This window comes from Tsukamurella tyrosinosolvens, from assembly GCF_900104775.1.
Taxonomy (GTDB): Bacteria; Actinomycetota; Actinomycetes; order Mycobacteriales; family Mycobacteriaceae; genus Tsukamurella; species Tsukamurella tyrosinosolvens.
The window spans coordinates 3758790-3774535 of sequence record NZ_FNSA01000003.1 but is presented as its reverse complement, the minus strand read 5'-3'; the positions used below and the strand labels follow the sequence as shown (position 1 = coordinate 3774535).

General features: G+C 71.1%; 16 protein-coding genes. 7 read left to right on the top strand and 9 right to left on the bottom strand.

The window, feature by feature from the left end:
• The first annotated feature begins 78 nt into the window (after nt 1-78).
• Together BLW32_RS20645 and BLW32_RS20640 are read left to right on the top strand one after the other, a co-directional pair.
• Nucleotides 79-1575, top strand: coding sequence for an aldehyde dehydrogenase family protein (locus BLW32_RS20645; protein ID WP_068739733.1), 1497 nt, complete (start codon nt 79-81; stop codon nt 1573-1575).
• Nucleotides 1576-1592: 17 nt separating this feature from the next.
• Nucleotides 1593-2702, top strand: coding sequence for an NDMA-dependent alcohol dehydrogenase (locus tag BLW32_RS20640; RefSeq protein ID WP_068739560.1), 1110 nt, complete (start codon nt 1593-1595; stop codon nt 2700-2702).
• Between the two features lie 65 nt (nt 2703-2767).
• On the opposite strand, the gene BLW32_RS20635 is transcribed toward BLW32_RS20640, so the two are convergent.
• Nucleotides 2768-3718, bottom strand: coding sequence for an alpha/beta hydrolase (locus tag BLW32_RS20635; RefSeq protein ID WP_068739558.1), 951 nt, complete (start codon nt 3716-3718; stop codon nt 2768-2770).
• Between the two features lie 95 nt (nt 3719-3813).
• On the opposite strand from BLW32_RS20635, the gene BLW32_RS20630 reads away from it, so the two are divergent.
• A complete protein-coding gene (locus BLW32_RS20630) occupies nt 3814-4368 on the top strand; it encodes a TetR/AcrR family transcriptional regulator (RefSeq protein WP_068739556.1) in 555 nt (184 codons plus the stop codon).
• Between the two features lie 25 nt (nt 4369-4393).
• Here the strand turns inward: BLW32_RS20630 and map are convergent, their stop codons facing one another.
• From map to BLW32_RS20610, 4 genes are all read right to left on the bottom strand, one after another.
• A complete protein-coding gene (gene map / locus BLW32_RS20625) occupies nt 4394-5161 on the bottom strand; it encodes a type I methionyl aminopeptidase (RefSeq protein ID WP_068521680.1) in 768 nt (255 codons plus the stop codon).
• A gap of 19 nt (nt 5162-5180) precedes the next feature.
• Nucleotides 5181-5447: a helix-turn-helix domain-containing protein gene (locus BLW32_RS20620; protein WP_068739554.1), complete on the bottom strand. Its 267-nt coding sequence runs from the start codon at nt 5445-5447 to the stop codon at nt 5181-5183.
• 17 nt (nt 5448-5464) lie between these two features.
• The gene (locus BLW32_RS20615) at nt 5465-6427 is read right to left on the bottom strand and encodes an acyl-CoA thioesterase (RefSeq protein ID WP_068523217.1); all 963 of its coding nucleotides are present in this window, start codon (nt 6425-6427) and stop codon (nt 5465-5467) included.
• A 165-nt stretch (nt 6428-6592) separates the two neighbouring features.
• A complete protein-coding gene (locus BLW32_RS20610) occupies nt 6593-7924 on the bottom strand; it encodes a PQQ-binding-like beta-propeller repeat protein (protein ID WP_068739553.1) in 1332 nt (443 codons plus the stop codon).
• Between the two features lie 99 nt (nt 7925-8023).
• On the opposite strand from BLW32_RS20610, the gene BLW32_RS20605 reads away from it, so the two are divergent.
• Complete coding sequence (locus BLW32_RS20605; RefSeq protein WP_068739551.1) at nt 8024-8776, top strand: acyltransferase; 753 nt, start codon at nt 8024-8026, stop codon at nt 8774-8776.
• A gap of 85 nt (nt 8777-8861) precedes the next feature.
• Nucleotides 8862-9422 carry a Uma2 family endonuclease gene (locus BLW32_RS20600; RefSeq protein ID WP_068739731.1) on the top strand — a complete coding sequence of 187 codons (561 nt, stop codon included), beginning with the start codon at nt 8862-8864 and terminating at the stop codon, nt 9420-9422.
• 19 nt (nt 9423-9441) lie between these two features.
• On the opposite strand, the gene BLW32_RS20595 is transcribed toward BLW32_RS20600, so the two are convergent.
• From BLW32_RS20595 to BLW32_RS20580, 4 genes are all read right to left on the bottom strand, one after another.
• The gene (locus tag BLW32_RS20595; protein WP_068739549.1) at nt 9442-9969 is read right to left on the bottom strand and encodes a GNAT family N-acetyltransferase; all 528 of its coding nucleotides are present in this window, start codon (nt 9967-9969) and stop codon (nt 9442-9444) included.
• Nucleotides 9970-10078: 109 nt separating this feature from the next.
• The gene (locus BLW32_RS20590) at nt 10079-11386 is read right to left on the bottom strand and encodes a glycosyltransferase family 4 protein (protein WP_068739547.1); all 1308 of its coding nucleotides are present in this window, start codon (nt 11384-11386) and stop codon (nt 10079-10081) included.
• Nucleotide 11387: 1 nt separating this feature from the next.
• Nucleotides 11388-12890 (bottom strand): 1,4-alpha-glucan branching protein domain-containing protein, encoded by a 1503-nt coding sequence (locus tag BLW32_RS20585; RefSeq protein WP_068739729.1) that lies wholly within the window; start codon nt 12888-12890, stop codon nt 11388-11390.
• A 20-nt stretch (nt 12891-12910) separates the two neighbouring features.
• On the bottom strand, nt 12911-13651 hold the full coding sequence (locus BLW32_RS20580; protein WP_139286276.1) for a class I SAM-dependent methyltransferase: 741 nt from the start codon (nt 13649-13651) through the stop codon (nt 12911-12913).
• 209 nt (nt 13652-13860) lie between these two features.
• Between BLW32_RS20580 and BLW32_RS20575 the strand changes: the two genes are divergently transcribed.
• Nucleotides 13861-14640, top strand: coding sequence for an electron transfer flavoprotein subunit beta/FixA family protein (locus BLW32_RS20575; protein ID WP_068521666.1), 780 nt, complete (start codon nt 13861-13863; stop codon nt 14638-14640).
• 36 nt (nt 14641-14676) lie between these two features.
• On the top strand, nt 14677-15633 hold the full coding sequence (locus tag BLW32_RS20570; RefSeq protein ID WP_068521664.1) for an electron transfer flavoprotein subunit alpha/FixB family protein: 957 nt from the start codon (nt 14677-14679) through the stop codon (nt 15631-15633).
• Nucleotides 15634-15746: the final 113 nt, after the last annotated feature.

Sequence of the window (15746 nt, the reverse complement as noted above, 5' to 3'; positions counted from 1 at the left end):
CGGTCGCTCGCTCCGTGCGAGAACTGAAGGTGACGCCACGTGGCGTGCATCACACCCTCGGTTCGCAAGGAGAATCCGATGACCACCATCGCCGTGCCCGATCTGCTTCCCGCCGTCGCCGATTTCGTCTCCCGGGATCGGAGGATGCTCATCGGCGGGCAGTGGGTCGACGCCCTGTCCGGCCGCACCTTCGACACCCACGACCCGGCGACCGGGCAGGTGATCACCCGGGTCGCGCACGGCGAGGCCCCCGACGTCGATCGCGCCGTCGCCGCCGCCCGCGCCGCGTACGAGGGCCCGTGGTCGCGGATGAAGCCGAACGAGCGGGAGCGCCTGATCTGGAAGGTCGGCGACATCCTCTCCGAGCGCGCGGAGATCTTCGGACAGCTCGAGGCCCTCGACAACGGCAAGTCGGTCGCCATCGCCACCGGCGTCGACGTGGGCTGGTCGGCCGACGTCTGGCGCTACAACGCGGGCCTGGTCACCAAGATCCGCGGCGCGGCGGTCACCCCGTCGATGCCCTTCGCCCCCGGCGGCGAGTTCCACGCCTATACGCGGCGCGAGTCGCTCGGCGTGTGCGGGCAGATCGTGCCGTGGAACTTCCCCATCCTGATGGCCACGTGGAAGCTGGCGCCCGCCCTCGCCGCCGGGAACACCGTGGTGCTCAAGCCCGCCGAGCAGACGCCGCTCACGGCGCTCCTGCTGGGCGAGGTCTTCGAGGAGGCGGGCTTCCCGCCGGGCGTGGTGAACATCGTCCCCGGCTTCGGCGATGCCGGCGCCGCGCTGTCGGGCCACCCCGACGTCGACAAGGTGGCCTTCACCGGTTCGACCGAGGTGGGCAAGAAGATCGTCTCCGCCGCCACCGGCAACCTCAAGAAGGTCTCGCTGGAGCTGGGCGGCAAGAGCCCCAACATCGTCTTCGCGGACGCCGATCTGGAGGCCGCCGTCGCCGGCTCGGTCGCCGCGTGGACCTTCAACCACGGCCAGTGCTGCGTCGCCGGCACCCGGATGTTCGTGCAGCGGTCCATCTTCGACGAGTTCACGCAGGCCGTCGCCGATGCCGCGGCCGCCGCCAAGATCGGCCCCGGGCTGGATCCGACCACCGAGCTCGGCCCGCTCGTCTCGCAGGAGCAGTTCGACCGCGTCAACGGCTACATCCAGCAGGGGCTGGCCGACGGTGCCCGGGCGCTGACGGGCGGCAAGCGCTGGGGCGACGAGGGCTACTTCATCGAACCCACGGTCTTCGTGGACGTCGAGCCCGGCTTCTCCATCGTCGAGGAGGAGATCTTCGGCCCCGTCGTCGCCGCACTGCCCTTCGACGACGAGGACGACGTGGTCCGTGCCGCCAACGACTCGATCTACGGCCTCGCCGCGGGCATCTGGACCAAGGACGTCTCCAAGGCGCACCGCACCGCCGCCGCCGTCAAGGCCGGTTCCGTGTGGGTCAACCAGTACAACGGCTTCGACACCGCGCTGCCCTTCGGCGGCTTCAAGCAGTCCGGCTGGGGCCGCGAGCTCGGCGACTCCGCGATCGACCTCTACACCCAGACCAAGTCCGTCAACATCGCGCTCTGACGCGGAAGGGAACCATCATGAAGACCAAAGCCGCCGTGCTGCTCGAGGCCGGGAAGCCCTTCGAGATCATGGAACTCGAGCTCGACGGTCCCGGCCCCGGCGAGGTGCTCATCAAGTACACCGCCGCCGGCCTGTGCCACTCCGACCTGCATCTGACCGACGGCGATCTCCCGCCGCGCTATCCCATCGTCGGCGGCCACGAGGGTTCCGGGATCATCGAGGAGGTCGGCCCCGGCGTCACCAAGGTCAAGCCCGGGGACCACGTGGTGTGCAGCTTCATCCCGAACTGCGGCACCTGCCGGTACTGCTCCACGGGCCGCCAGAACCTCTGCGACCTCGGCGCCACCATTCTCGAGGGATCCATGCCCGACGGGACCTTCCGGTTCCGCGGCGGCGGGCAGGATTTCGGCGCCATGTGCATGCTCGGCACCTTCGCCGAGCGCGCGACGATCAGCCAGCACTCGGTGGTCAAGATCGACGACTGGCTCCCGCTGGAGACGGCCGTCCTTGTGGGCTGCGGCGTCCCGTCGGGCTGGGGGACCGCGGTGTCGGCCGGCGGCCTGCGCCCCGGCGACACCGCGGTGATCTACGGCATCGGCGGCCTCGGCATCAACGCCGTGCAGGGCGCCGTGTCGGCGGGCTGCAAGTACGTCGTGGTCGTCGACCCGGTGGCGCTCAAGCGGGACACTGCGCTGAAGTTCGGTGCGACGCACGCCTTCGCGACAGCCGAGGAGGCGCAGGAGAAGGTCACCGAGCTGACCTGGGGCCAGGGCGCGGACGCCGCCCTGATCCTCGTGGGCACCGTCGACGAGAAGGTGGTCCAGGACGCCACGGCGGCGATCGGCAAGGGCGGCAAGGTCGTGATCACGGGCCTCGCCGATCCGGAGAAGCTCACCGTGCACGTCTCCGGCACCGATCTCACGCTGAATCAGAAGACGATCATGGGCACGCTGTTCGGATCGATGAACCCGCAGTACGACATCGTCCGGCTGCTGCGCCTCTACGACGCGGGGGAGCTCAAGCTCGACGAGCTGATCACGACCCGGTACTCGCTCGAGGACGTGAACCAGGGCTACGCGGACCTGCGGGAGGGCAAGAACATCCGCGGCGTGATCATCCACGACTGATCGGAACGCGGGCGACGGCCCCGGGCGGATGCCCGGGGCCGTCGTGGTGTGCGCGGGGAGTTCGATCAGGCCAGCGCGCGCCGGAACGCGGCGATGGCGAGGTCGAAACCGGCCTGCGCGCCGTGGGTCTCGCGCAGCGCGTTGAGCATCATGAAGTCGTGGATGACGCCGCCGACGCGCACGGCGGTCACCTCGTTGCCGGCCTCGCGGAGCTTGGCGGCGTAGGCCTCGCCGGCGTCGCGCAGCACGTCGGCCTCCGCGGTGATGACGGTGGCGGGCGGCAGGTCCCGTAGCTGCTCGACGGTGGCCTTCAGCGGCGAGGCGAAGATCTCGGCGCGCTGCGCCTCGTCGGTCGTGTACTGGTCCCAGAACCACTGCATGGCGTCGCGGCGCAGGAAGTAGCCCTCGGCGAACTCGTGGTACGAGCCGGTCTCGAAGTCTGCATCCACCACGGGGTACAGCAGGACCTGAGCGGCCAGCGTCACGTCGCCGCGGGCCTTGGCCTGGAGGGCGAGCACGGCCGCCATGTCGCCGCCGACGGAGTCGCCGGAGACGGCGATGCGGGTGCCGTCGAGGTTCTTCTCGGCGCCGGAGTTCACGACCCACTGCGCGACGGCGTAGTTCTGTTCGATCGCGATCGGGTAGCGCGCCTCGGGGGAGAGGTCGTACTCGGGGAAGACGACGGCCGCGCCGGTGCCGACGGCGAACTCGCGGACCAGGCGGTCGTGCGTGTGGGCGTTGCCGAACACCCAGCCCGCGCCGTGGACGTAGAGGATGACGGGCAGGACGCCGGTGGCGCCCTTCGGGCGGACGATGCGGGTGCGGACCTCGCCGGTGGGGCCGCCGGGCACGGTGATCCACTCCTCGTCGACCTCGGGGAACGTGACGCCCTCGCCGGACTGCACCTCGTCGACGGTCTTGCGGCCCTCGACGGGGCCGAGGTCGAACAGGTAGGGCGGGGTGGCGGTGGCGTCGGAGAAGGCCTGGGCGGCGGGCTCGAGGACGGTCTTGCTCATGATCTGCTCCTTGTCGACTTCGCGGAGAACGTTCGTTCTCGCGCTGAGTGCTAGAGTAGGGGAACGATCGTTCTCTCGTCAAGGGGTTGTAGAAGATGGATGCGGATCAGCAGCGCGCCGCCGTGCTGGAGGCGGCGGAGAAGCTGTTCTACGGCAAGGGGATCCAAGCCGTCGGCATGGACGAGATCCGCACCGCGGCCGCCGTCTCCCTCAAGGCGATCTACAAGCTCTTCCCCTCGAAGGATGCGCTCGTCGCCGAGGTATTGGCTATTCGCGACCGCCGCTGGACCGACGGGCTGCAGAAGTACGTCGACCGGGCCGGCGGGCCGGAGGAGAGGGTCCTCGCAGTCTTCGACTGGCTCGATGAGATGTTCGCCGAGAACGACTTCCGCGGCTGTTCGTTCATCAACAGCTACGGCGAGCTCGGCGCCACGTCACCGACGGTCGCGGAGGCCGCGCAGCACAACAAGTCCTGCTATCAGGACGAGCTGACGTCGCTCGTCGCCGAGGCCGGGCTGCCGGAGCGCGTCGCGATCCAGATCGGCCTCCTCACCGAGGGGGCGCTCACCACCGCCGCCATCCTCGGTCCCGACGGCGTCGTCGACGGCGCCCGACAGGCCGCGCGCGTGCTCATGAACGCCCAGCGCTGAGCGGGACCGCCGTCCGAGTTCCCGCCTACGCCGGCGCGGTGAGGACCAGCGGACCGTCCTCCGTGATCGCGACCGTGTGCTCGCTGTGTGCCGCACGGGAACCGTCGGCGGACCGCAGCGTCCAGCCGTCGGGGTCGAAGGTGATCTGGTCGGTCGTCGCGCAGAACCACGGCTCCAGCGCGAGGGTCGTCCCGGTGCGCAGCAGCATGCCCTTGCGGGCCTTGCCGGTGTTCGGCACGTGCGGGTCCTCGTGCATCGTCCGGCCCAGGCCGTGCCCGCCGAACTGGGTGTTCACCGGGTAGCCGTACCGCTTGGCCGTCTCGCCGATCACGGAGGACACGGTGCCGAGCTTGTTCCCGGGCCGCATCTCGTCGATCGCCGCGTCGAGCGCGACGCGGGTGCACTCGATGAGACGCGTGTCCTCCTCGCGCGCGGTGCCGACGCTGACGCTGCGCGCGGCGTCGGCCACCCAGCCGTCGATCGACACCGCGATGTCCACGGTGAGCAGGTCGCCGTCCGCGAAGACGTAGTCGTGCGGGAGGCCGTGCAGGCAGGCGTCGTTGACCGACAGGCAGGTCACGTTGCGGAACGGGCCGCTGCCGAAGGACGGCGCGTAGTCCCAGTAGCAGGAGACGGCGCCGCGGTCCTCGATCATCGTCCGTGCGCGGTACTCGAGCTCCATGAGGTTCATCCCGGGCTCGGCCATCGTGGTGAGCTCCTCGAGGAGCTCGGCGATGAAGATGCCGGTCGTGCGCATCTTCGCGATCTCGGCGGGGGTCTTGAGCTCCATCATGGTATTAAAATACCACGCACTAGCCGGTGGGGCTGAACCGCTCCGCGTCGAGGTACTCCGCCGCCAGGGCGTCCAGGGGCTCGCCCAGCACGGCCGCCAGCGCGACGACGGTGCCGAACGCGGGCGTCGCCATCCGGCCGGTCTCGATCTTGCGCAGCGTCTCCGGGGAGATCCCGGCCGCGCGGGCCACCTCGTCGGGCCGGCGACCGCCCCGGGCCGTGCGCAGCCGCGCCCCCAGACGCCGCCCCGCGGCGATCTGTTCGGGGGTGAGGGGCTGCCGGACCATGCGCCCAGCTTAGCCGGTCAGATCGCCACCATCCGGGTCGCGGCCGACGCGCTGCGCCGGCCCCGGATCGCGATGAGCTCGCGGGCGTGCGCATCGAGCGCCACGTCGCCGGGCAGGCGCGGCGTCCACGGCCGCACCGCCGTGGCGTCGCCGTCGGCGTCGAGCGCCGCCAGCACGTGCAGGGCGTGCGCCGCGGGCTGCGGAGTGTGCTCGTGCGGCCAGCACGTCGCGAGGTGGACGGAGACGTGCATCGTCTGCCGGCCCGTGTGCAGCAGGCGCGCCGAGACCTCGATGACCTGCCCGATCTGCACCGGGCGGTAGAAGCGCACGCCGCCGACGTAGACGGTCACCGCCTCGCCGCCGCTCCAGCCCGCCGCACACAGGTAGGCCGCGTCGTCCATCCAGCCCATCACCCGCCCGCCGTGCGCCTTGCCGCCCCAGTTGATGTCCGTGGGGGCGGCGAGGAAGCGGGTGGTGCGCCGCTCCGCCTCGGTGGGGAGGGAGTAATCGGCGCCGCCCATCGCCGCAGCGATCCGCTGCCGGACCTCGGTGCGGGCCTCGGCCTCCTCGGCGGCGCGGACGTCCTCGGCGAGAACCGGCTGCCACTGTCGCACCGGCGTCGGCTTCCCGGCCTCGTCGACCGCGACGAAGACGAGCAGGCAGGTGCTGGCGACGGTGAACGTCCCCACCCGCGGATCGGCGGAGGCGACCTCGCACTGGATGTGCATGCTGCTGCGGCCCGTATAGACCAGCGTGGCCCGCACCTCGACCACGTCGCCCGACGCGATGTCGCGGCCGAAGCCGATGTTGCCGACGTACGCGGTCACGGAGTAGCCGCCCGACCAGGAGGCGGCGCACGCGTAGGCGGCCTTGTCGATCCACTCCAGGACGCGGCCGCCGCGGACGCCGCCGCCGAGGGTCGCGACGTCGGTGGGGGCGGCAAGGAACCGCAGGGTGATCCGGCGATCGGTGATGGGCATCGGGATGGGCTCCTTCGCAGGGCGGTGAACGGATCGCACCATCGTGGAGAGGCCCACGAACGCACTGCGCACCGGGGGAGCGCGATGAGGTGTCGGTGACGGGCGGGTAACCCCGCGGGTCATCCGGGCGTAACACCGCACGGCCCCGCGGGCCGGACGGCGCCGTCAGTTCTTCGCGACGCTGTCGCCTGTGCGGCGACCGGAGGTGAAGGCGAAGACGGTCCCGTCGTTCCCGACGGTCACCAGCTCACCGTCGGGCCCGATCGAGACGCCCGAGGCGGACTTCACCGAGTCCGGAAGGTCGAAGGTGCGCAGCGTGGTGCCGGTGTCGGTGCGGAACTCGATGAGCTGCGACTGCACGGCCGCCCAGGACCGGACCACCGCGTAGCCGACGCCGCCCCGGATCTGCGTGACCGGCGAGACCATCGCGACATCGGTCCGCTTGAAGGCCTCGCGCACGCTGGAGCCCTCGTCCTTGAGCGCGACGAACGAGGCGCGGTGCAGCCCCGGCGCGGCCGGGATGATCGTCCCGTCGGGCGAGACCGACGGCGGCAGCGTGCTCTGGTACCCGAGGTCGTGCGTCCACTTGGTGGCGCCGGTCTTCGCGTCGAGCGCGGCCAGCTTCTCGCCCCGCAGGTTCACGTACAGGGTCGAGCGGTCCGACGAGAGGGCGGGCGAGCCGATGGCACCGTCGGGCAGGTCCGCGCGCTCCCAGGCGTACCGCAGGTCGTGCCGGTCGCCGCCGTTCTTGTCGTAGTCGACGGCCATCACCTTCGACGGTCCGCCCTTCGCCCCAACGACCACGAAGGCGCGCTCGGCCTGCGTGTCGACGGCGGGCGGCCCCGAGACCGGACAGCCGGGGCCGTTGGTCGCGCAGTCCTCGAGGCCCGCGCCGTTCGCGTTCGCGGACACCTGGGGGAACAGCCCGATCGCGGCGCCGGCGGCGTCCCCGTCGTGCGTGTCGACGAGGACCATCTGACCGAGGTGCGTCACGGCGAGCACGGTGTTGTCGCCGGCCAGCTTGATCCACAGCGGCGCGCCCGCGGTGGGGTAGCGCCAGCGCACCTGGTTGTCCGCGTTGAAGCTGTAGAGCCAGCCGGGGATGCCGAGGTAGGTGTAGTCGAACTGGTCCACGACGGGGGCCTGCAGGTCGGCGCCAGCCGCGTCGCGGCGGCAGTAGGTCTTGCGGCCCACGGTGAGTTCGAGGTTGAACGTGCTGCAGCCGGTCTCGGTGCGCGCGGTCACGGAGACGATGCCGCGGTTGGAGATCGCGGGCTGCACCGTGTTCGGGCCGACGAGGTCGCGGGTCCAGGCCGGCACCAGCGAGGAGGCGGCGTCCTTCTCCGCGTAGGAGTTGTTGCGGGAGTCGCCGTACATGCCGGGCCAGGCGGCGGAGTCGTCCGCGTACACCCAGGTGTCGTCGGGCGTGCAGGAGACCAGCACCGCGGCGGCGGCCACCGTCGCGCCCAGTGTGAGCGCGCGCCTACCCAACCGCATGTGTCTCCCTCGACTCTGTGACTGCCACGATCGCCCCACAGACTAGCGCGGCGACCGTACCGGACCGGCGCGGCGCACCCGCCGGATAGGCTCCCCTCCATGACGAGCATGTGGAACGCCCCGTACCGATCACGGTGGCGGCACGCGCGGCAGGCCGATCAGCAGGCGCGATTCCTCACGCCCGCGTCGCTGCGCTGGGTCCTCAAGAACAAGGCCTACACCCCGTGGTACCTGGTGCGGTACGCCCGCCTCCTGAAATTCAGACTGGCGAACCCGCACATCGTGCTCAAGGGCATGGTCTTCCTCGGCAAGAACGTCGAGATCCACGCGACGCCCGGCCTCGGCCGAATGGAGATCGGCCGCTGGGTGCACATCGGCGACTCGAACAAGATCCGCTGCCACGAGGGCTCGCTGCGCATCGGCGACAAGTCCGTCTTCGGACGCGACAACGTGGTCAACTGCTACCTCGACATCGAGTTCGGGCCCGCCTCGCTCGTCGCCGACTGGTGCTACATCTGCGACTTCGACCACAAGATGGACGACATCCACATTCCGATCAAGGACCAGGGCATCGTCAAGGGGCCCGTCCGGATCGGCGGCGACACCTGGGTCGGCACCAAGGTCACCGTCACCCGCAACACCCTCATCGGGCACGGCTCCGTGCTCGGCGCCCACGCCGTCGTGCGCGGCGAGATCCCGCCGTACTCGATCGCCGTCGGCTCGCCCGCGAAGGTCGTCAAGAACCGCAAGGACATGTGGGACGCGAACGTCGCCGAGCGCGCTGAGCTCGAGCGCGCCCTCGCCGACATCGAGCGCAAGAAGGCCGAGGCCCGCGGGCTGCCCGCGGAATGATTCACGGCGCTGCGCCCAGCGACGATCTAAACTCGTCGGTGGGCCGTGCAACCCTGCAGTGACGTCGCGAGGCGAGGGGGAGATCATGACGATGCCGGTGATGAGCGATCACTTGTACAGCTTTGACGAGTGGTGTGAGCTTCCCGAGGACGAGCGACTGAAGATCGAGGTCGTCGAGGGGGTTCGCACCGTGTCACCCAGGGGATACGCCTTTCATCAGCGCGCGCTGCACCGGCTGCTGGCCCGGCTGGAAGAGGATTTGCCACGCCGATTGGCGCCGCTCGCCGAGGTCGACGTCGTACTGACCAGGGAGCCGCTGACCGTGCGAATCCCGGACATCGTGGTCGCCGATTCCGCTGTGGTCGATGCGAATCCCGCGCGCCTGACGGGGCAGGACGTCCGGCTGGCCGTCGAAGTGCTGTCCGCCGGTACTCGGCGTGTCGACCGGGTGATGAAATTCGCCGAGTACGCCGAAGCGGGAATTCAGCACTACTGGATCGTCGATCTCGATCCGCCGACCTCGCTCCGGGCGTTCACCCTGGTGGACGGGGCGTACGAAGCCGACGGGGAGTTCTCAGGCGTCCAGGTGCTGCAGGTTGCAGGGCATCCGGTCAGGCTGGATCTGACCGCGCTGACCGAGCGCTAGTTGCGCCGGACGGGCGTATCTACAGCACGTAGAACGGGCGGGCGTAATGGAACTCGCCCCGCACGTCGGGCGTGTACGCGCCGAGCGTGCGCACCATGAACGAGTCGCCCGACCACTCCGCGACGTCGGGCACGATGCCCACCTCGGAGCCGGGGACGAAGCCGAAGCGCGGGTAGTAGTCCTTGTGCCCGAGCAGTGCTACGAGCCGCTCGCCGAGGGCGTCGGCCGCGCCGAGCGCCGCCAGGATCAGCGCCGATCCGGTGCCCTGGGCCTGCACCTCGGAGCGAACGCCCAGCGGGCCCGCCGCGAGCACCGCCGTCTCACCCACCGCGGCACGGGTGAGACACACGTGGCCGATTACGCCGCCGTCGTCGTCCTCGGCGACGAACGACAGCTCGTCGATCCAGGCGCCGCTCAGCCGCAGCGCCTCGACGAGGACGACCTCCAGCGGCTCGGTGCGCCCGGGCGGCGGCATGGGGGCGAACGCGCTCCGATGCACCTCCGCGACCGCGGTGTGGTCGTCGGGCGTCTCGTTCCGGATCAGCACGCGCGGCGCTTCCCGTGGTCGGTGGGAAGGAGGCCTAACGGTCGCGCTGTCATGAATCGACCGTGCCACAGGATTCGTGATATTGCACAATCCCCAGGTCAGTCCGCCGCTACAGCGGGTTGGTGGGGTCGCGCTCGGGGAGCGGCCGCTCGTCGATCACCCGCCGGCCGAGCGGGGTGCGCGGACGTCGCTTCGCGGCGAGGTAGACCTGCGCCGTCTCGTGGGCGACGGCCTCCCAGGTGAGCTCCTCGACCTCGGCGCGCGCGGCGGCGGCCCCGGCGTACGACGACGCGGGGTCGTCGAGCAGGGTGCGGATCGCGGCGGTGAGGCCGGGCACGTCGGCGGGCTCGACGGACAGCCCCGTCTCGCCGGTGCGAATGAAGTCGGCGAGGCCACCGGCGGTGGTCGCGATCACGGGGATGCCGGTCGCGGCGCCCTCGAGCGCGACGATGCCGAAGGGCTCGTACCGCGACGGGATCACCAGGGCGTCCGCCGAATGCAGCTGCGCGACGAGCTCCTCGTGGTCCAGCGCGCCCGTGAACTCGACGGCCCGCAGGACCCGCTGCTCCCGCGCGACCTCGCGCAGCCACGCGGCCTGCGTCCCGTCGCCCGCCACCGTCAGTGTCGTCCCGGGATGCGTGCGGCGCACGCGGGCCAGCGCGGCGATGAGGTCCTGCACGCCCTTCTCGTACTCCAGCCGGCCGACGTACAGCAGGCGGGGCGCGCCCCGTCGGGCCGCGGCGCGGGACCGGTCCCGGTAGGGCCAGGCCGTGGCGTCGATGCCGTTCGCGATGGTGTGCAGCTGCGCGAGCCCCGGCCCGAACAGGCGGTTGACCTCGTCGGACATGGACCGCGAGCAGGTGATCACCGCGTCGGCCTCGTTGGCGAGCCACCACTCGGTCGAGTGCACCTGCCGGTTGACCGGCCCGGAGACCCAGCCGCTGTGCCGGCCCGCCTCCGTGGCGTGGATCGTCGCGACGAGGGGCGTGTCGAAGGCCTCCGCGAGCCCGACGGCCGCGTGGGCCGCCAGCCAGTCGTGGGCGTGAACCACGTCGGGCACCCAGGGCCGGCCGACGGCGCCGGCGCCGTGCAGCGCGTCCTCGCCGGCGGTGGGGTTGTACCCGGCCAGCCGCAGGCCCGCGCGCAACATCGAGTGCCCCATCGACAGCACCCACGGCATCATGTCCGTGCCGAAGTCGAGGGCCAGCGGATCCTCGGCCGCCATGATGACGCGGATCCCGTCGACGACGGCGTCGGACGTCGGGTGGCTGCGCGGGTCGGTGCCGGTCGGCTGGCGCGAGACGACGACCACGTCGTGGCCCTGGTCGCGCAGCTGCAGCGCGAGGTGGTGGACGTGCCGGCCGAGGCCGCCGACCACGACGGGCGGGTACTCCCAGGAGACGAGCAGGACGCGCATGTCAGAACCCTCCCAGGGGTGCGGGGAGACGGCGGGCGTCGAGGCCGGGGAACGGGTCGTCGGCGAGCCGCCAGGTGCGGGCCAGTGCGACGGCGCGGGACTCGTCTCCCCGTTCGGCGGCCTCGGCGATCTCCCGCAGGGCGTGCGCGTGCTTGTAGGCGCGGTCGCGGGCGTACGCGGCGGCGGTGTCCTTGGAGACCATGAACGGCCAGTCGGACTGCAGGCACAGCAGCGCCTCCTGCAGCACCTGGTCACTCACCACGTCCCGCGTCCGCCCGGCCCGCTTGTCCAGGACCCGCAGTACCGTCGTGGTGATCTCCTCGTTGAGCTCGACGAACTCGCGCACGAGCGGGCCGTCCCAGACGTGCCAATCCTTGCCCGAGCCCCACGAGCTGGCCGGGATCTCCCGGGCCTCGCCCACGTACCCGGCCTCCGCGGCGGAGCGCAGGGTGCCGACGCGGACGCCGGCCTCGGGCAGGGCGCGCAGGACGCGCTCGAGCCAGATCGGGCCCTCGTACCACCAGTGCCCGAAGAGCTCGGTGTCGAAGGCCGCCACGACGAGGGCGTCGCGTCCGATCCGCGCGCTCTCGGACCGCACCCGGGCGACGACGGTGTCCACGAAGTCGGCGACGTGCTTGTCGATCGCGGCGTCGGCCCGTGCGGGGTCGTAGGGCGCCTTGTCCGCCTCGGCCACGTTCTTGCCGGTCACTCGGCTGGGCTTGAGGCCGGTGGCGTGGTCGTGCGCGTAGAAGTCTCGGTAGGCGGCGTGGCCGGGGTAACCGGACTTGGGCGACCACACCCGATAGCTGACGGGCAGGTCCCGGCCGAACGCGAGGACGGAGGACTCGCCGACGGGGCGGGCCAGCGCCGTGTCGCCGCCGAGGGTCGGGCCGTCGACCATGAAGTGCGTGACGCCGGCGGCCTCGTACCCGGACTCCATGCCGGGCTTGTAGGCGCATTCGGGCGCCCAGATCCCGGTCCGTGCGGGCGCGCCCAGCCGGGCCGTGCCGTAGGCCAGGCCCTCACGCAGCGAGAGCTCGCGGAGGCGGGGATGGAGTAGGGGCTGGAAGGGGTGCGCGAGCGGCCCGCCGAGCAGTTCGACGGTGCCGGCGTCCGCGAGCCGCCGCAGGACGGGGGTGCCGCCGTGCCGCCACCGCGTCTCGAACAGGTCGAGCGCGTGCGCGGCGTTGCGGTGCTCGCGCGCACCGAGCTCGGCCGCGGCGGGGCGACCGGAGAGCGCGGCCTCGTGAGCGCGGAGCTGCCAGTTGCCGAGGTAGTGGTGCATGGCCTCGAGGCAGTACGGGTCGTCGAGCTGCGCCGCGAGGACGGGGGTCACGCCGAGCGTGAGCTGGTCGGTGCGGCCCTCCGCCGCGAGCCGGTCGAGCATCTCCGCCATCGGCAGGTAGGAGGCCGCCCAGGACTGGTACAGCCATTCCTCGCCGACGGGCCACGCGCCGTGGTGGGCGAGCCACGGCAGGTGGGAGTGCAGGACGAAGGCGATCATCCCGGGCTCGCGCCCGGCGGTCACGGCTTCCTCGCGTAGAAGAACAGGTCGAGGCTGTCCGGGGCGTCGGCGCGGAGGTCGAAGTCCTGCGCGGCGACGGCGGCGACGTCGTTCGACAGCTCCTCGGGCCAGGGCTCGCCGGCGAGCGACCGCTCGATCTGCGCGTCGATGAAGCTGCCGCCGTGGCGGCGGTCCAGCTCGGCCAGGCGCGCGCCGTGGAAGACGCCGAGCTTCTCCGTGACCGTCAGGCCCGAGTCCTCGAGGAGCTCGACCAGCTCGGCCGAGTTGAGCTCGCGGGTGTGGAAGGGGTTGAGCGGGGTGTCGCGGCCGGGGGAGAAGGTGACGCGGTTCGGGGTGGAGATCGCGAGCTCGCCGCCGGGGCGCAGGATGCGGGCCACCTCGCGGAGGAACTGCGGCTGGTCCCACAGGTGCTCGATCACCTGGAAGTTCACGACGGCGTCGACGGAGGCGTCCTCCAGAGGCAGCTCGGCGAGATTGCCGTGCAGCATGGTCACCGACGGGTACGCGGCGCGCACGTGCGCGACGGCCGATTCGTCGTAGTCGAGCGCGGTCACGGTCGCGCCGCCGTCGGCCAGCATCGCGGCGCCGTAGCCCTCGCCGCTGCCGGCCTCGAAGACCGACTTCCCGGCGTAGCGGTCGACGATCGCGAGGTAGGCGATCTCGTGCCGGCGGAACCAGTAGTTCTCCTCGGGGATACCGGGAACGGTTCGCTCGCCGGTCAGGGGCAGCGGGTCACACATTCTGTCGAGCCTAGTCGTCGTCGGGGCGTGGGCCATCCCACATGGACAGTTACCCTTCGGTAACTTACTCTGGCGTTAAACAGTGTGGTGAGGCGGTGCTACGTTCTACTCGCAGAACCTGCGGCGGGGGACGATTTTCCGTACCTCGCGGCAGTGTGAGAATGTGCCCTACGAGTATCCCGATCATCGATGGAGGTCGACGAAGACCAATGACGAACGTAGTCGTACTGATCAAGCAGGCTCCCGATCCCGGGTCCGAGCGCAAGCTGTCCGATGACTTCACGGTCGACAGGTCGATCGACCCGTGGCTCGAGGAGATCAACGAGCGCGCCGTCGAGGCCGCGCTCCAGATCAAGGAGGCCCACGGCGGCGAGGTCACCGTTCTGACCGTCGGCCCCGCGAGCGCCACCGACGCGATCCGCAAGGCGCTCTCCATGGGTGCCGACAAGGCCGTCCACGTCCAGGACGACGCCATGCACGGCTCGGACGCGATCCAGACCTCCTGGGTCATCGCCCGCGCGCTGGGCACCATCGAGGGCGTCGAGCTCGTCATCGCCGGTAACGAGGCCACCGACGGTCGCGTCGGCGCCGTCCCGGCCATCCTGGCCGAGTACCTGGGCCTGCCGCAGCTGACGCACATGCGCACGCTCACCGTCGACGGCGACTCGCTCAAGGGCGAGCGCGAGACCGACGAGGGCATCTTCGAGCTCGAGGCCTCGCTCCCCGCCATCGTCTCGGTCAACGAGAAGATCAACGAGCCCCGCTTCCCCTCCTTCAAGGGCATCATGGCCGCGAAGAAGAAGGAGATCAACGTGCTCTCCCTCGCGGAGATCGGCGTGGAGCTCGACGAGGTCGGCGGCGCGAACGCCGGCACCACCGTCACGGCTGTCACCCCGAAGCCGCCCAAGGAGGCGGGCGAGAAGGTCGTGGACGAGGGCGACGGCGGCACCAAGGTGGCGCAGTTCCTCATCGGCCAGAAGATCATCTAAGACCCCTCGAACCCCCTCATAAGGAGAGAAGCCGTTATGGCAGACGTACTCGTCCTCGTCGAGCAGGTCGACGGGAAGCTGAAGAAGGTCACGGCTGAGCTGCTGACCGCCGCCAAGGCGCTGGGTGAGCCCGCCGCCGTCGTCGTGGGCGCCCCCGGCACCACCGACGCCGTCGCCGAGCAGCTCAAGGCCGCCGGCGCCGCCAAGATCTACCGCGCGGAGTCGGCCGACGCCGACGCCCACCTGGTGACCCCGAAGGTCGGCGTGCTCGCCGAGCTCGCCGAGAGCCAGGGCGCCGCCGCGATCCTCACCGCCGCCACGTTCGAGGGCAAGGAGGTGGCCGGCCGCGTCGCCGCGCGCCTCGGCTCCGGCCTGATCGCCGACGCGATCGCCTTCGGCCCCGGTGGCACCGCCACCCACTCGATCTTCGGTGGCGCGTTCACCGTCGAGGCCACCGCCGGTGGCGACACCCCCGTCGCGTCGCTGCGCCCCGGTGCCGTCGAGGCCGACGGTGTCGCCGGCGCCGGTGAGATCGTCGACGTGGCCGTCCCGGCCGCGGCCGAGAACGACGTGAAGGTCGTCTCGAAGCAGCCGATCCAGGGCGGCAACCGCCCGGAGCTCACCGAGGCGACCATCGTCGTCTCCGGTGGCCGTGGCGTGGGCTCGGCCGAGAAGTTCTCGGTCGTCGAGGAGCTCGCCGACTCGCTCGGTGCCGCCGTCGGCGCCTCGCGTGCCGCCGTCGACTCGGGTTACTACCCGGGCCAGTTCCAGGTCGGCCAGACCGGCAAGACCGTGTCGCCGCAGCTGTACATCGCCCTGGGCATCTCGGGCGCCATCCAGCACCGCGCCGGCATGCAGACCTCGAAGACCATCGTGGCCGTCAACAAGGACGAAGAGGCCCCGATCTTCGAGATCGCCGACTACGGCATCGTGGGCGACCTGTTCGACGTCGCCCCGCAGCTCACCGAGGCCGTCAAGGCCCACAAGGGCTGAGCGCACCACCCTCACGAGCGAGCCCCGTCCGGATCCTTCCGGGCGGGGCTCGCTCGTGTTCGCTACGGTGGGGAGAGGACTGCGATTCCGCCCGTCGTTCAGCCCGACGGGCG

What these genes read in the sequence shown, in the direction of transcription:
- BLW32_RS20640 (WP_068739560.1), top strand. Translation starts at nt 1,593, where the DNA reads ATGAAGACCAAAGCCGCCGTGCTGCTCGAGGCCGGGAAGCCCTTCGAG.
- BLW32_RS20575 (WP_068521666.1), top strand. Translation starts at nt 13,861, where the DNA reads ATGACGAACGTAGTCGTACTGATCAAGCAGGCTCCCGATCCCGGGTCC.
- BLW32_RS20630 (WP_068739556.1), top strand. Translation starts at nt 3,814, where the DNA reads ATGGATGCGGATCAGCAGCGCGCCGCCGTGCTGGAGGCGGCGGAGAAG.
- BLW32_RS20605 (WP_068739551.1), top strand. Translation starts at nt 8,024, where the DNA reads ATGACGAGCATGTGGAACGCCCCGTACCGATCACGGTGGCGGCACGCG.
- BLW32_RS20610 (WP_068739553.1), bottom strand. Translation starts at nt 7,924, where the DNA reads ATGCGGTTGGGTAGGCGCGCGCTCACACTGGGCGCGACGGTGGCCGCC.
- map (WP_068521680.1), bottom strand. Translation starts at nt 5,161, where the DNA reads ATGATGGAGCTCAAGACCCCCGCCGAGATCGCGAAGATGCGCACGACC.
- BLW32_RS20580 (WP_139286276.1), bottom strand. Translation starts at nt 13,651, where the DNA reads ATGTGTGACCCGCTGCCCCTGACCGGCGAGCGAACCGTTCCCGGTATC.
- BLW32_RS20620 (WP_068739554.1), bottom strand. Translation starts at nt 5,447, where the DNA reads ATGGTCCGGCAGCCCCTCACCCCCGAACAGATCGCCGCGGGGCGGCGT.
- BLW32_RS20645 (WP_068739733.1), top strand. Translation starts at nt 79, where the DNA reads ATGACCACCATCGCCGTGCCCGATCTGCTTCCCGCCGTCGCCGATTTC.
- BLW32_RS20615 (WP_068523217.1), bottom strand. Translation starts at nt 6,427, where the DNA reads ATGCCCATCACCGATCGCCGGATCACCCTGCGGTTCCTTGCCGCCCCC.
- BLW32_RS20590 (WP_068739547.1), bottom strand. Translation starts at nt 11,386, where the DNA reads ATGCGCGTCCTGCTCGTCTCCTGGGAGTACCCGCCCGTCGTGGTCGGC.
- BLW32_RS20585 (WP_068739729.1), bottom strand. Translation starts at nt 12,890, where the DNA reads ATGATCGCCTTCGTCCTGCACTCCCACCTGCCGTGGCTCGCCCACCAC.
- BLW32_RS20635 (WP_068739558.1), bottom strand. Translation starts at nt 3,718, where the DNA reads ATGAGCAAGACCGTCCTCGAGCCCGCCGCCCAGGCCTTCTCCGACGCC.
- BLW32_RS20600 (WP_068739731.1), top strand. Translation starts at nt 8,862, where the DNA reads ATGACGATGCCGGTGATGAGCGATCACTTGTACAGCTTTGACGAGTGG.
- BLW32_RS20570 (WP_068521664.1), top strand. Translation starts at nt 14,677, where the DNA reads ATGGCAGACGTACTCGTCCTCGTCGAGCAGGTCGACGGGAAGCTGAAG.